The sequence below is a fragment of the Flavobacteriales bacterium genome, assembly GCA_016716605.1.
Classification (GTDB): domain Bacteria; phylum Bacteroidota; class Bacteroidia; order Flavobacteriales_F; family PHOS-HE28; genus PHOS-HE28.
This window is the reverse complement of record JADJWA010000001.1, coordinates 154,212-169,782: the sequence shown is the minus strand read 5'-3', so window position 1 is coordinate 169,782 and position 15,571 is coordinate 154,212. Positions and strand designations below refer to the sequence as shown.

General features: G+C 62.6%; 7 protein-coding genes. 2 read left to right on the top strand and 5 right to left on the bottom strand.

Features of this window, described 5'->3' with window-relative positions; genetic code table 11:
- Positions 1-55 precede the first annotated feature (55 nt).
- Positions 56-1,702, top strand: a complete 1,647-nt coding sequence (ftsZ, locus tag IPM12_00685) for a cell division protein FtsZ (protein MBK9146313.1) — start codon at positions 56-58, stop codon at positions 1,700-1,702.
- A gap of 72 nt (positions 1,703-1,774) precedes the next feature.
- On the top strand, positions 1,775-2,224 hold the full coding sequence (locus IPM12_00680; GenBank protein MBK9146312.1) for a GatB/YqeY domain-containing protein: 450 nt from the start codon (positions 1,775-1,777) through the stop codon (positions 2,222-2,224).
- A gap of 85 nt (positions 2,225-2,309) precedes the next feature.
- On the opposite strand, the gene IPM12_00675 is transcribed toward IPM12_00680, so the two are convergent.
- The 5 genes from IPM12_00675 to IPM12_00655 all read right to left on the bottom strand — a co-directional run bounded on the left by IPM12_00675 (position 2,310) and on the right by IPM12_00655 (position 15,511).
- Positions 2,310-5,060 (bottom strand): sodium-translocating pyrophosphatase, encoded by a 2,751-nt coding sequence (locus IPM12_00675; GenBank protein ID MBK9146311.1) that lies wholly within the window; start codon positions 5,058-5,060, stop codon positions 2,310-2,312.
- 221 nt (positions 5,061-5,281) lie between these two features.
- On the bottom strand, positions 5,282-6,253 hold the full coding sequence (locus IPM12_00670; protein ID MBK9146310.1) for a phytanoyl-CoA dioxygenase family protein: 972 nt from the start codon (positions 6,251-6,253) through the stop codon (positions 5,282-5,284).
- Positions 6,254-6,298: 45 nt separating this feature from the next.
- Positions 6,299-7,927 (bottom strand): DUF4139 domain-containing protein, encoded by a 1,629-nt coding sequence (locus IPM12_00665; protein ID MBK9146309.1) that lies wholly within the window; start codon positions 7,925-7,927, stop codon positions 6,299-6,301.
- A 140-nt stretch (positions 7,928-8,067) separates the two neighbouring features.
- Positions 8,068-11,247: a thrombospondin type 3 repeat-containing protein gene (locus tag IPM12_00660; GenBank protein MBK9146308.1), complete on the bottom strand. Its 3,180-nt coding sequence runs from the start codon at positions 11,245-11,247 to the stop codon at positions 8,068-8,070.
- A 655-nt stretch (positions 11,248-11,902) separates the two neighbouring features.
- Positions 11,903-15,511, bottom strand: coding sequence for a T9SS type A sorting domain-containing protein (locus IPM12_00655; GenBank protein MBK9146307.1), 3,609 nt, complete (start codon positions 15,509-15,511; stop codon positions 11,903-11,905).
- Positions 15,512-15,571: the final 60 nt, after the last annotated feature.

Here is a 15,571-nt window from a genome sequence, read left to right as displayed (position 1 = left end):
CCTGAACGAACATCAAGCGCCGCCCCCGGCCTCAACCACCCTCAAGACCAACGCCATGAAATTCGACCTTCCCAAGGAGCTCAGCTCGATCATCAAGGTGATCGGCGTGGGCGGCGGCGGCAGCAACGCCGTGAACCACATGTTCACCCAAGGAATCCGCGGCGTGGACTTCATCGTGTGCAACACGGATCGCCAGGCGCTCGACCTGAGCCCCGTGCCAGTGAAGATCCAGCTCGGACCAAGCCTCACCGAAGGCCTTGGCGCCGGCAGCCTCCCCGAGAAGGGAAAGGACGCCGCTCAGGAGAACCTCGACGAGATCCGCTCGGTGCTCACCACGCGGACCAAGATGCTCTTCATCACCGCGGGCATGGGCGGCGGCACCGGCACCGGCGCAGGGCCGGTGGTGGCCAACATCGCCCGCGAATTGGGCATCCTTACCGTTGGTATCGTCACCATGCCCTTCCAGTGGGAAGGCCCCAAGCGAAAGAAACAGGCGCTCGCCGGCATGGAGGAGCTGCGCAACGTGGTGGATACGCTGCTGGTGATCAACAACGACCGCTTGCGCGAGCAGTATGGCAACCTCAGCCTCGACAATGCCTTCGCGCACGCCGACGACGTGCTCGCCACCGCAGCGCGCGGCATCGTTGACATCATCACCAAGACCGGCAAGGTGAACGTTGATTTCGAGGACGTGAAGACCGTGATGACCCGCAGCGGCGTGGCTATCATGGGCATGGCCGAGGTGGAAGGCGAGGACCGCGCATTGCGTGCGGCGCAAGAGGCGCTCGATTCGCCGCTGCTGAATGACAATGATATCCGCGGGGCCAAGTTCGTCCTGTTCAATGCGGAGCATGGCTCCAACGCGATCAGCCTCGATGAGATCGAGGAGATCACGCGGCACATCCAGGCCGCAGCGGGCGAGGATGCCGATGTGATCTTCGGCTACGGCCTCGACGAATCGCTCGGTGCCAAACTGCGCCTCACGGTGATCGCCACCGGATTCCAGTCCAAGCCCGATACCGGCGAAGGCCGCAGCACGCTCACCCAGCGCACGGTGATCCCCCTCGATGCCGATGTGCCCACGATGATCACGGAGCCCATCGCCAATCCGGTGACCGGGGCCGCAGCTCCCGCCGCGCCCGCACCGCCGCCTGCTGCAGACGAGCCCTACATCGTGGTGAAGCAAGAACCTGCGATGGCCGCAGAACCGAAGCCCGAGCCCATCACGCAGCGCACGATCGAGTTCGAGGTGGAGCCTTTGGCCCCGCGCGTGGTCACACCGCAGCCGCCCGCTCCACCAGATGAGAAACTGGTGCATGGGCTCTACGATGAATCGGAGGATGGCGCGCCCGCGCTGCCTCCGGCCATTCCGCAGGCTGCCCTGCCGCAGCGCAGCACCCAGCCGGCTCAAGGGGCCGATGTGCGCGAGGCACGGCCTGCGGCTGCCGATCAAGCCGTCCGTTCCGAGGAGCGCTTGAACCAGATGCGCGAGGTTCACTTGCGCATGCGTTCGCCCAATGGCGTGGCGGACATGGAGCGTGAACCGGCATACATCCGTCGGCGCACGCAATTGCATGAAGGCCCCAAGAGCACGGACAGCAGCATCAGCCGCTTCTCGCTCAACGAGACCATCGACGAAGGCGGAGAGCGCCGGATCACCCTGAGCAAGAACAACCCGCACCTGCACGATAGGGTCGATTGATCCTTGGTGACCGCATTGAAGCGCCCGGCGGACCACTTCGCCGGGCGCGCTGCTTTCCGCCATCTTAGCGGCATGAATCTGCAAGAACGGATCGATGCGGACATCAAGGCCGCCATGCTGGCCCGAGAGAAGGACAAGCTCAATGCCCTGAGGGCCATCAAGAGCGCAATCCTGCTGGAGCTGACCAAGGAGGGCAGCGGCGGCCTGGATGAATCGGCCGGCCTGAAGATCCTGGGAAGGCTGCTGAAGCAGCGCATGGAGGCTGCCGCCATCTATCACGCCCAGCAGCGCACGGACCTGGCCCAGGAAGAAGAGAACCAGGCCATGGTGATCGAGGCCTACCTGCCGCAGCGCATGAGCGAGGCGGAGGTGGAGGCCGCCGTTCGCGCCATCATCGCATCAACAGGCGCAGCTGGCATGAAGGATATGGGCCGCGTGATGGGCGAGGCCAATAAGCAGCTGGCCGGCAAGGCCGATGGCAGCGCTGTGGCTGCGATGGTGAAGCGCGCGTTGGCAGGATAGGGCTCTACGACCGGGTCGCGTTCCGCCCCGAACGAAGAGGCCCGCTGCATGCGCAGCGGGCCTCTTCGTCCATTGTGTGGATGGGCTATCGCTCGCTCACCCGCAGCGCGGCGCCTTTGGTGGGCGCGCGATCCAGGAAGAGAGGCGCGGTCGCGAAAGGAGCATCGGCGCCGTAGCCTTTCGCGGTCAGCCGCTCGAGCGCGATGCCCCGGTCATTCAGGGAATTCACGATCGCCTCTGCGCGGGTGCGTGCGCTCTTCTCGATCGTAGCGGGCTCGGCATCCACGAAATCGGTTGCCGTGGCGCCGATCTCGAGCTTCAGCGTGGGATAGGCGCGCATGATCTCGGCCAGGTTATCAAGCTGCACAGCGCTTTCTTCCACGTTCACGCCGCCCTGATCGTAATAGGCTACCTCGTTCAGGCCGATCCAGGTGCGCTTGTCCGCCGGGATGGCGCGCATGATGAAGGTCATCAGGTCGTTCTCCATGCCGGCTGAAGCTCCCGAGATCTGCTTGCCGGTGACCAGCGTATGGGTGAATTCGGTGCTCCGCGTTACCATGGTCGCAGCGGTATTCACGCGAGCCGCGTCTTCGGCGCTGAGGTCGTTCTTGGGGGTTCCTTGCGCGCCGGGGGCAACGGCTTCCTGTGCCGCCGCGTGCTGGGCATGATTGCTTGCGGCGTGCCCGTTCTTATTGATGTGCGGTGCGATGATGAGCGCCACGATGCTCGTGAGCTTGATCAGGATGTTCATCGAGGGGCCCGAGGTGTCCTTGAAGGGGTCGCCCACGGTATCACCGGTCACAGCGGCTTGGTGCGGCGGCGAAGGCTTGTCGGCCTTGTGCTTGTAGTACATGGTGCCGTCGATGTCCACGCCCTTCTCAAAGCTCTTCTTGGCATTGTCCCACGCGCCACCGGCATTGTTCTGGAACATGCCCATGAGCACGCCGCTCACTGTGATGCCCGCGAGCAGGCCGCCCAGCGCTTCAGGCCCGGCAAGGAAACCGACGAGGATCGGTGAGATCAGCGCGAGTGCGCCGGGTGCGATCATCTCGCGGATGCTGGCTTTGGTGCTGATGGCCACGCACTTCTCGTACTCCGGCTTGCCCTTGCCCTCCATGATCCCGGGGATCTCGCGGAATTGGCGGCGCACCTCCTTCACCATGTCCATGGCGGCTTTGCCCACGGCACTGATGGCGAGGCTGCTGAAGAAGAAGGGGATCATGCCGCCCACGAAGAGCATGGCCAGCACATCAGCCTTGTAGATATCGATGCCGCTGATGCCCGACATGCCCACGTACGCGGCGAAGAGCGCCAGGGCGGTGAGCGCGGCGGATGCGATCGCGAAGCCCTTGCCGGTTGCGGCGGTGGTGTTGCCCACGGCGTCCAGATTGTCCGTGCGCTCGCGCACCTCCTTTGGCAGGCCGCTCATCTCCGCGATCCCGCCCGCATTATCAGCGATGGGGCCGAAGGCGTCGATCGCGAGCTGCATGGCCGTGGTGGCCATCATGCCTGCTGCGGCGATCGCCACGCCGTACATGCCTGCCAGCGCGAACGAGCCCCAGATGCCTGCGGCGAGAAGGAGGATGGGGAGCACCGTGCTCTCCATGCCCATGGCGAGGCCGCCGATCACGTTGGTGCCATGGCCGGTGCCGCTCTTGCGCACGATGCTCAGCACCGGGCGACGGCCCATGCTGGTGTAGTATTCGGTGACCATGCTCATGAGCGTGCCCACCACGAGGCCGAGCATGATGGCCCAGAACACGTTCATGCTGGTGATCTCCGTGGAAACCCCGCCCCGCACGAACTGCATGGTGGGAGGAAGCATCCATTGCACGAGCGGGTAGCTCGCGATGGCAACCAGGATCATGGCGCCCCAGTTGCCTTTGTTCAGGGCAGCCATCACGCTGTCGCTGTCCTTGTTGATGCGGACGAAGAGCGTGCCGATGATGCTGAAGATCACGCCCAAGCCGGCGATCACCATGGGCAGGAGGATCGGAGAGAGCCCGTTGAACGCATCGCCGGTGGCCACGACCTCACGGCCGAGCACCATGGTGGCGAGCATGGTGGCCACATAGCTGCCGAAGAGGTCGGCGCCCATGCCGGCCACGTCGCCCACGTTGTCGCCCACGTTGTCGGCGATGGTGGCGGGGTTCCGGGCGTCATCCTCCGGGATGCCGGCTTCGACCTTGCCCACGAGGTCGGCGCCTACATCGGCGGCTTTGGTGTAGATGCCGCCGCCCACGCGAGCGAAGAGCGCAATGCTCTCCGCACCGAGCGAGAAGCCTGCGAGCACTTCCAGGCATTGCATCATGGCATCGTTCCATTCCGGCGTGCCGGCGGCGATGTCGCCTACGTACATCCGCAGGAACACGATGAAGAGGGAGCCCAGGCCCACCACGGCAAGGCCCGCGACACCCAGGCCCATCACGGTGCCGCCATTGAAGCTCACCTTGAGGCCCTGCGCCAGGCTGGTGCGCGCAGCCTGCGTGGTGCGCACGTTGGCCATGGTGGCGATGCTCATGCCGATCCATCCGGCGAACGCGCTGAAGAACGCCCCGATGAGGAATGCGATGGCGATGACCCAATCGGTATGCTTGGCCACGGCCTCGAGTTCAGCGCTCCAAGCCAGCAGCGCAGCGGCGATCGCGGCGAATACGCCCAGTACTTTCCATTCCGCCTTGAGGAAGGCGCTCGCGCCACGAGCTATGTAGCCCGCGAGTTCCTGCATGTTGGCATCGCCGGCGTCCTGCTTGCGCACCCACATGGCCTTGGCGATCATCACCACCAGGCCCAGTGCGCCCATCACCGGCACATAGTACATCAGTTCACTTCCCATGGTCTCTACGGTTGTCGTTATGTCGTTGTCGTTCAAGGCCTTTGGGCCGTTCCCGGAAAAGGCGGGCGCGAATGTAGAAAACCCGTGGTTTCGGCTTGCGCTCAAAGCCCGTTGAATGGAAGGCCGATCAGCCATGCGTCGCACAAGGGCAGGGCTACGGGCCTCACAAGGCCCCATCCTCCGACCACCGGGCAACGGAGGAGGCGGCCAACCGATCAACCTCAGTCCGCTTCCATCATCGCCGGGCGCTGCGTGAGCTCATGGTAGCAGAGCACATCCTCCGCGAAGCAGTGGATCACCATGCTCTTGCGGCTCGCATCGGGCTTGCTCATCTTCTTTCCGCCGTGGAGCAGGTTGGCGTGCCAGAGCAGCACGTCGCCTGGCCGCGCATGGAACTCCTGTGCGGGGAAGCCGCCCTTCCGGATCTCCGCGTCGATGGCTTCCTCATAGCGCGCATAGGCATCATCGCCGATCACGAAGCGATTGCCACCATGATCGTAGCTGTCGTTGAGCAGATAGGGAAGGCGATGGCTTCCGGGGTGATAGATGAGGCAGCCGTTGTCGGCCGTGATGGGCTCGAGCGCGATCCATGCGGCGATCATGTAGCCGAGCGGATAGGTGGTCATGTGGATGCTGTCGCTATGGGCATGCTGCTCACTGCCGGTGAGGAAGTTGATGCTCTGGAAGACACGCACCCTGCGGCCGAGCAGGAAGTCCATCGCGTCGAGGATGCGGCGGTCATGCGTGCATCGGCGCAGCAGCTCACTGTGCCTGTACGCGAACATGATCTTCCTTCCGGTGAAGTTGAAGTCAACCACCTTGTCGCGGATAAGTCGGTCCACTTCGTTGTTCATGGCGGTCACTTCCTCCTGCGAGAAAAGGCCGCGAAGCACGATATAGCCGTCAGTGGGCCAGCGGAGCATCGCCTCGCGGGTGGCTGCATCGAAGCGCTGCAAGCCCGCTGATGCCTTCAGCTTCTCAAGCGCATCGGGTTCATCAAGCCACGGCGTTTCGATCGCGCCTTTGGGCAGATGGCTGCTGTTGATCGGCAGCAGCACATTGCGCTTCACGCCGTACTTGCGGTACATGCGCTGCGCATGCTTCAGCTTGCTCAGGTTGAAGAGGTTCAGCACCACATAGCTCGCCTTCAGCTTGCGGAAGAACCCATAATAGCGGTCCAGCACTTTGCGCACGGCGGGCAAGTTAGCCGCGCGATCCGAGGCCATGGGCCTGGGTGCTCACTCCAGCACCACCGGCATGTCCTTCGGGTGCTTCACCTCATAGCTGAAGCCGAGCTTCTTCGTAGCCTTGGGTTCGATGCGCTGGTTCCAGGTGAGCAGGCCCTTCTGCTCATCGGCAGCTGCGCCGCCCTTATCGATCAGCTTCACCTCGATCTCGCTCTGCGGGCTCAGCGGGTACTGGTCGCGCACTTCCAGATCCACCGCCGTGCCCTTGGTGTTGCGCACGGTGAGGTCCCAGCCGATGGTCACCGTGCGCTTGCCGCCCACGATGGCTTTCTCATTGGTGGTCTTGCGCTTCACGCGCTCCACCACGACCCCTTTATCGCGCCCCAGGCTGATGTCGAGCGTGTCCTTGGGCTGATCCAGTTGCAGGTAGCTCTGTCCCACGAAGGTGCCCTCGAAGAACACGTTGGCTTCCCCTGGCAGCAGGTTCAGGTCTTCCCATCCCGCGGTGCGCGCATAGAGGAAGGCATCCTTCTCGAGCTTGGGCGTTGCGTAGTGCTTATAGCTGGCGGGTATGCTGTGGCTCTTCACGCCCACGGTGTGCGCCTTGCCATCGGCAGGGATGGTGAAGGGCGTTTCGATCACGAATTCGACGGTGGTGGTGCGGAAGGCCACGGTGTTGGAAACGATGCCCGAGGCAACCTCTTCCTGCTTCATCCGCAGCAGGCCATCATCCATTGCGCTTGGAGCAGCCATGGGCGCATCGCCTCTCACGCGCTGTTCCCGACTGCTGATGGTCACGCTCTCAAGCCTGCGCGGCTGGTAGGTGTAGAGTACCCAAGGGCTCAGCGATGGCATCACGCCGCCCAAGATGGGATTGCCGCTGCTCAGGCTCAGGTCCACTTTGCTCCAATCCTCGCCTGTGTTGTTGGTCACTTGGGCCTTCATCAGCAGCTCGATCGGCTGGCCCACGCCCTTGGCGCGCAGGTCATAGGCGGGCAGCCAGCCGGCATTGCCCACGAAGTAGGTGATGGTGAAGGTGGCGCTCACCTCAATAGTGCTGCTGATCTCCACCACCACTTCGCTGGTGGGCCGCGGCGCCTGCGATTGGTACTGCTGCATCTGCTGCTGCAGTTTCTGCTTCTCTTCCTGCAGGGCCTGTTTCTTCTCCTCCTGCGCGAGCCAACCTGCCTTCATCGCCTTCATGCGTTCCCGAACGTAGTCGTTCACAGCCTGGAGCTGCGCGGCGGTGAGCCCGTTCTGCTGGCCGCCAACGGCATTGTTCTTCAGCAGGAGCTGCTCTTCGTTCACCCACACCTGCTGCAATCCATGCTCGATGTTCCAATCGTGCTCGATCCGCTTGATGCGCGCCTGGAGCTCCTCGATCTCCTTCTTCTTCGGGCTTTCGGTGAGGTAGTTGATCCGGTGATTCACGCTCAGGATCTGGTAGCCGCCCTTGCCGGTTACCTGGATGCTCTGAGGGTCCATGCCCTCGGCGAGGCCCGTGAAGACCAGAAGGCTGGTGCCCGCTGCGATGGTGGCGCTGGCCGCTCGTGATACCTGCGCGCCGCTCAGGAAGACCTTCACCTCGTTCACCTTGCTGGTGATGGGTTTCTCGCCTTCGGCTGCGGAGGTCGCACAGGGCAGGAATGCGGTGGCGAAGAGGAAGGAAGCGAGGCGCATGGGCGGGCGTTTGTGCGGACGAAGGTATCCGGGCCTTGGAACATTGACCGGTACACGCGTTCAGGCTCGCGGTTCAGCCAGTGCGAAACAGAAGGGGCCGCCTCTTCCGAGACGGCCCCCTCCTTTCAGTTTCGTTCAACCTAGCGCTGGATCACCAGTCGCTCGTTGTGCAAGGCCGTTCCGGCGGTGATGCTCACCATGTACATGCCATTGGCCAATTCGCCGTTGAGGTCGAGCACGGTGTTGATGAAGCCATCCTGCACCGCGATGGTGCGGGCGGTCACGCGCTTGCCGTAGGCATCGAAGATGTCCACGGTGACGGTGCTGACGCCCTCCTCCACATGCGGCATGCTCAGCGTCAGCTGGCTGCCGTCGTTCGGGTTGGGGAAGAGCTTCACGCTGCTGCTGCTCTCTGAGCCGCCGGGCTGCTGCGCCATGCCGAAGGCGCAGTTGGTGAACACGGTGCATACATCGCCCCACGGAGTGAGGTTGGTGTACATGTCCGTGTTGGTCCCCACGCACCAGGTGGCGCCGCCATCGAAGCTCAAGCGGGCTTCCACCTCATAGAGCTTGCAGGCCTGGAGCACCGTGGTTGCGTTGGGCAGCGGAGAAGCCACGATACCGGTGTTGTTCAGATAGGTCCATGGGTTGCTGCTCACGCCGTTCTTCACGATCACCACGCCCTCGGACGGGATGCGGAAGCGGAACTGGTACTTATTGGCCTGCTGGTTCGCGCAGGACGGGGTCTTGCGCGAGCGCGGCTTGGCGTACACCAGGTTCGCAGCGCCGCTGCCCATGGACTTCGAGACGTTGCACGAGAGCTGCGCTCCGGCCTCATCTTGCAGTTCGGTCATGGGGCACTGGCCCAAGGTGTTGTTGATCATGATGCGGCAGGCAGGGCCCCACTCGCGCCATACGCCGGGGCTGATCCGGGTGCGCACGCGCACATTGTAGAGCTTGTTCTCCACCAAGGAGGGCAGGCTGAACATGTTCACCTGGTTCCCGCCAGCGGTCGAGGCTGTTGGCCAGATCAGGCTCAGCGTTCCATTCGGGTCATAGAACCAGAACTGGTAGTTCAGGCCGCTGGTGCCGTTCGGGGTGTTGTCTGCGGTGAGCACGTCGGAGCAGGTGCCCGATACGCCGCGGCGCAGGTCGAGGCGGTCGCAGCTCGCCGAGATCAGGCGGTCGTTGCCCAGCGGGATGCCGAAGCCCTGACCATTTGCGATCTGGCTGGTGCAGCCGCTGGTGAAGTTGTTGCGGTTGTCGATTACGCGGGTTCCGCCCACGCGCACGATGTAGCCGCCGTTCACGATGCCGTTGCAGGCGTCATCCTCCACCACCACGTAGTACTGGCCGTTGGGCAGGCAGGTGGTGTAGGTGTAGTTGCTGCTGGGCGGCGGGAAGTCGTAGGCGGGGTAACCGGGCGAGCTCTGCACCAGGATGTTGGTGACCTGCTGGCGGAGCGCCCAGCGGATGCCGCTGGAGCCATCGGCCTGGAAGGTCAAGGTCACCGTTTGCGTGCACGGGGTGCCTGCGCAGCCGCAAGTGGGGCTGGCACCGAGCACATCGAGCACCGTCAACGGGTTGCCGTCATCGCAGGCCTGTCCGGGCGTGCCGTTGTTCACCGTGGGGCATACATCGCAGAAGTCGGGCACGGCGTCGCCGTCACCATCCGCGAAGTCGTTGCCGCCGGGGCAGATGTCGCAGGCGTCGCCGTTGGTGTCGCCATCGCTGTCGGTCTGGCTCGCATTCGAGATGGCAGGGCAGTTGTCGCAGGCATCGCCCACGCCGTCAGTGTCGCCATCCGCCTGGCTCGGGTTGGAGGTGCTCACGCAGTTGTCGCACGCATCGCCCACGCCATCGTTGTCACCATCAACCGCGGTTACGGTCAGCACGTTGTTGCCTGTAGTGCCACCACTCCAGTAGCTGCCCACCGAGATGTAGTAGGTGGTGCCTTGGGTGGCTGCCCAGGTTACCCAGCTCTGTAGCGTGGATGGGCAGGGGCCATTCGCCCCGGCATCATCGTTACAGGTGATCGGGGTCAGCCCGGCGCAGGTGCCTGCGTAAACGGCGATCTCCGTGTCATAGCTCGATCCGCAGGTGTAGGCGATCATGGGTCCGCAAACACCGCTCACGGTCCACCAGATGTTATTGTACGGGCCGTCGCAGGTGGTCACGGGACCATCCGTTGTCGCCGCTGAGTTGGAGATGCCGGGGCTCGTGTAAGGCACGTTCGGGATGCTGATCGCCGCTGCGCAGGCATCGTTGGCCGGCGGTGGGCAGTTGATGCGCCAGGTCTGGCTTCCGCTTCCTACGTTGTATTCGGCATCAAGCAGGATGTACACTGGTACGCCAGCCGTCCAAGCCATGCTGCCGAAGGTCGCTGGCGCACTCACGTCCAGGATGCAGTTCCAACCGGTGGCGCTGCAACCGGCCGAGACCGGCTTCCAGAAGTAATCGACATAACCGCCCGTAGCAGCCGTAACCGTGATGGAGTAGTTGCCGGTAACTGGGGGCGTGTAAGTGTAGAGGCGCTCCGCTCCTGGTGTGCCGAAGCCGCAGCTGCCTGGGCTCCAACCGAAGCCGCCGCCGCTGAAACCTGGGGACTGCGTAGTGCCGCAAGCAGCAGCAGCAACTGGTACGGTGCAGGGGTCAACTACAGGGGCGGTGCACTGCACGCGTCGCTGACGGCATGAACCTAATGCGCCGCATGCAGAACTCGTATGGGTCCAGAAACGGTACGTGGTCGTGGTGGTAGGTGTGTAGTTCACCGGTCCAAGGCCCCATGCGAGACCAACGGTACCAGCGCCATTGCTGATCGTGATCCAGTCCGTTGCAACGCTGCTGGTGAAGGTGTAAGTAGTGCCAGCCGTAAGGTTCAGCGTGGTGTACTCGCCATTATAACCGCAACCCAGCGCAACATCGTTCGCTAGGCCATTGCAGGTCGGTGTCACAGCACCCGTGGGGTACTCCCCGTAGGTGCTTGTAAGGCATGGGCCGACTGGCGGGGGCGGTCCGCAGCTCACGCAGCGCCAGCGCACGGTGTGGCTGGCGGAAACGGTAGCGCACGGGTAACCATAAATCAACACCTGCACTTGCCCGGTGAACGTAGCTGTCCAAAGGATTTTCGGATCAGCACCGCACACATCATCCGCATAGCAGATGTGGGCGTTGGCGGTGGTCTTCAGACTCATGGTCATGTCGGCGGTGGGATTGACCGCACCATCCACTGCGTCGCACAAGGACCATTCGTATTGCTGCCCGCTGGTCACGTTGTACGTGTTGTACTCACCACCGTAGGTTCCTGCAACAGAGTTCACGAAGGTGCTGGAAGTAGTGCTTTGGGCTACTCCCCAAGACGTTCCGGGCCCGGCGCAGGATCCAGGAAAGCAGACGCCGGCTTGGCCGAAGCTTGCCGAGGAGATCAGCAGCGCACCGGCAAGGGCCGCCGCGGTTTGCCACCAACGCGTGCGCCGTGGCGAGTTCGAGTTTCTACAATTCATGGTCTTGGGTTTTGGTTTAGGAAAGGGGAGATTGGCGGCGGCCTCCGTGGCGCCAAGACGTTGGTAAGGCGGTTGCCTGGATGCAAGTCCCGTAGCGCGAAGCGCATATCGGGAGCGATAGGGGAATGGGGGTCAGGGGGCTTGTGGGTTGGGTCAGGTTCCCAAGTCCTTTCTCTGAGTTCAGGCGGTTCCTCAATCGGCTGGCCTTGCAAACCGGGCCGATCGTCTTCGGGATCCTTGCAGGAAATCCCTTAGAAGGAGCCAAGCTAACCGGGAGATTTTACATTGTCAAGCGTTGCTTTTCGATAAGCTGGAATATTCCGATCGCGGATCCGGTTCGGTCCCGGTTGAATGGCTCCTTTGATCGGAGTGCAAAAGCTCACCCGGTCCATGGAGCGCAAGAAGCCCCCGCTTGCTAAGAGCAAACGGGGGCTATGCATTCAGGGTCGAGTGATAGGGCTGCTCGCAGTCCTTACTTCTGGATCACCAAGCGCTCGGTGTAAATGGCACTTCCAGCAGTGATGCTCACCATGTACATGCCGTTGGCCAGTTCGCTGTTCAGGGCGATCGAGGTGTTCACATAGCCGTCCTGCACGCCGATCGTGCGCTGGGCCACTCGCTTTCCGAAGGCATCGTAGATGTCAACCGAGACCGTGTTCACGCCCTCCTCCACATGCGGCATGCTCAGCGTCAGCTGGCTGCCGTCGTTCGGGTTGGGGTACAGTCCCACGCTCCGCTCGGACTGACCAGCTTCGCTTGAAGAGCTCTCTTCAGCCATGCCGAAGGCGCAGGTGGTGAACACGGTGCATACATCGCCCCACGGGGTGAGGTTGGTGTACATGTCCGCATTCGTGCCTACGCACCAGGTGGCGCCGCCATCGAAGCTGGCACGCGCTTCCACTTCATACTGCGCACAGGGCTGCAGCACGGTGCCGTTTGGCAGGGGCGTGCCTGCTACGTTGGTCATGTTCAAGTAGGTCCACGGGTTGCTGCTCACGCCATTCTTCACGATCACCACGCCTTCGCTCGGGATGCGGAAGCGGAACTGGTACTTGTTCGCTTGCTGGTTCGCGCAGCTACCGGTCTTGCGGGTGCGCGGCTTGGCGTACACCAGGTTGGGTGTGCCGTTGCCGAGTGGCTTGGTCACGCCGCAGGAGAAATGCGCGCCGGCTTCATCCTGTAGCTCCGTCATCGGGCATTGGCCCAAGCCGTTGTTGATCATGATGCGGCAGGCCGGCCCCCACGCGCGCCAGTTACCCGGGCTGATCCGGGTGCGCACGCGCACGTTGTACAGTTTGTTCTCGACGAGCGAGCCCAGGCTGTACATGTTCACCTGGTTCAAGCCAGCCGAATTGGCCGGCCAACGGAAGCTCAGCCCACCATTGGGGTCGTAGAACCAGAACTGGAACACGTTGTTCGGTGCGCTGTTCGGCGTGAGGTCGGCGGTGAGCACATCCGAGCATGCGCCGTTGATGCCTCGGCGCAGGTCGAGGCGGTCGCAGCTTGCACTGATCAGTCGGTCATTGCCCATGGGGAGGCAGAAGCCTTCCGCGCTGGTGCTCTCATCGCCACTGCTGAAGTTGCCACCGTTGTCGATGATCCGCTGGCCACCGGGTGCGCGAAGGACATATCCACCGCCCGCGATGCCGTCGCTGCCATCGTCGAACACGTGCAAGGTGTAGCAGCCGTCCGGCAGGCAGCAATCCGCCGTGATCGTGGCATTGTCAGGGTACGAGGAGCCGTTGCATACCACGGCACCCGATCCTTCGGCGCGGATCTCCCAATTCGTCTCATCGCCATTGCCATCCGTGTCGATCTCAAGGGTCGATTCCGCAACGGGGTCGTGCTGGCATTCGCCCAGCGCATCGCAGTAGTCGAAGGTGCATGGGTCGCCATCACTGCAGCTCTGGAGCAGGTTGAGGCAGGTGCCATTGAAGCAGAGATCGATCGTACAAGGGTCGCCATCGTCGCAGTTCATTGGCGTGTACACGCAAACGCCGGTGGCTGGATCGCAAGTATCGATCGTGCAGGGGTCGCCATCATCGCAGGATAGCGGGTTGTAGAAGAATTGAATGGCGTAGTCGTAGCACGTGACGAAGTCCTGAACGAGGGTCTGCCCGGAGATGATGAACTCCCCGTTGAACGGTGGCTCATAATCCACGGGAAGGGTGGAGAGCGCCGTGCTGAACACGCTATTCTCGGCTACGTGCCGCCCTACGTAGGTATAGCAAGGGAAGGGAGGCGGATCCAGGAACCCTGCCGGCGGTGCGTATGGCGTGTGCGTGCATATCCCGAGGTTGCATTCATCGAGGGTGCAAGGATCGCCATCATCGCAATCGGTGGGCTCGAAGTAGAACGTGATCACATAGTCGTAGCACACCGTGCCTTCCACGACCAGCGTTGACGAGGTGACAAAGACCTGCGCATCGGTTGACGGAACGTAGTCCAAGGGGACATCCGTGTGTTCAAGGGCGATCTCGCTGTTCAGCAGGACCTCGCGACCGATGTAGGTGTAGCATGGCCCGGGAGCCGCCGGGGGCACCAGCGCTTCAGGTGGGATCGGAAGGGGTGCGTACAGGAACGTCACCACGTAGGCATAGCAAGGGTCGCTGTTGAAGCTGACCGTACCGGTGCTCTCCTGTGTAGTACCACCCGTCGGGGTCGTCGTGCCTTCGGGGAGGTCTGACAGATTGTAATCGTATAGGCCGTTCCTGTGAACCGATCGGCCAAGCAGGATGTAGCACGGTGAAGGATCCGGTGCTATGAGCGCGGATGCAGGAATGGGCAGCGGCTCGTAGTAGTGGGTGATGATATGATCGTAGCAAAGGATCGGCGGGTTCACCAGGGTCAACGAAACCATGATCGAATCGCCCCATGGGCTCGGAACCGTATCGAAGGGAAGCGTGGAGCGCTCCTCGTCATAGGTGAAGTCCGTGTAGACCACGCGGCCCATGTACACCAGGCAGGGATCCGTCGCGGGTGGAGGTTCGAACTCCGCGGGATCAGCGGCAACGGGCTCGTAGTAATGCGTGACGATGTAGTCAAGGCAGGTCACGAAGTCCTCGACGATGGTCTCGGTGAACAACACCACTGAATGATCCGGGGAGGGGACGTAGTCAGTGTCGATGGTGACGAGCTCTACGGCGATGCTGCCGTTGAGGAACACATCACGGCCCATGTATGCCAGGCATGGTGCAGGCGTGGCAGGCTGGGCCAGTTCGCTCTCAGGTATGGCATACGGCTCGAAATGGTGCGCCACCTCGTAGGTGAAGCAAGCGACGAAGTCCACCACGATGCTCCCGGCGAAAAGCACCACAGCGCCTTCGGCCGTGGGAACGAAATCGTCCTCAACGGTCGTCAGCGCATCGTCCTGCGCGCCGTTCACGATCACGATGACGCCCTTGTATTGCATGCAATTCGGGCCTTCGGGCTCCACCAGTTGTTCGGCGGGCACCGTGGCAGGCTCGAAGTAGTGGGTAACCACATAGTCGAAGCAGAGGTCTGTACCCGAGAGCACGCTGCCAGCGAACACGGCCACTACCGCGCTATCGCTGGGGGTGTAATCGGGTGCAGTGGTACTCTGCGCTTCATCAATGCTCAAGTTGATGAGCACGTCTCGGCCCATGTACACCAGGCAGCCTGGTGGCGTGGCGGGTTGGGCCAACGCCGTTGGTGGAACAGGGAGCGGCCCATGCGCACAGGCATTGTCAACGCACATGTCGAAGGTGCATGGGTCACCGTCATCGCAATCGAAAGGGCACCCATCGCAGGCGTCTCCGATGCCATCGCCGTCGATATCCGACTGGTCGTTGGGCACAAAGGGGCAGTTGTCGCACGCGTCGCCGAATCCGTCCATATCCATGTTCACTTGGAATGGATTCGGCAGCATGCCGCAGTTGTCGCAAGCATCGCCCACGCCATCGCTATCGCTATCCAGCTGGCCCGGATTGGGCGTCGTCGGGCAATTGTCGATTTGGTCCGGCGCACCATCGCCATCGCTGTCCTGCGCGGAGAGCGGGGTTGCGAAGTGCAGCAGGGTGATGATGGCCGTCCAGCGCAGGAGGGTGTTCAGGTGCTTCATGGTCGTGGGAGGCGTTGTTGCGCTTATGCGCGGATCTGCCTCTTGGTCCCTGACCCCAGG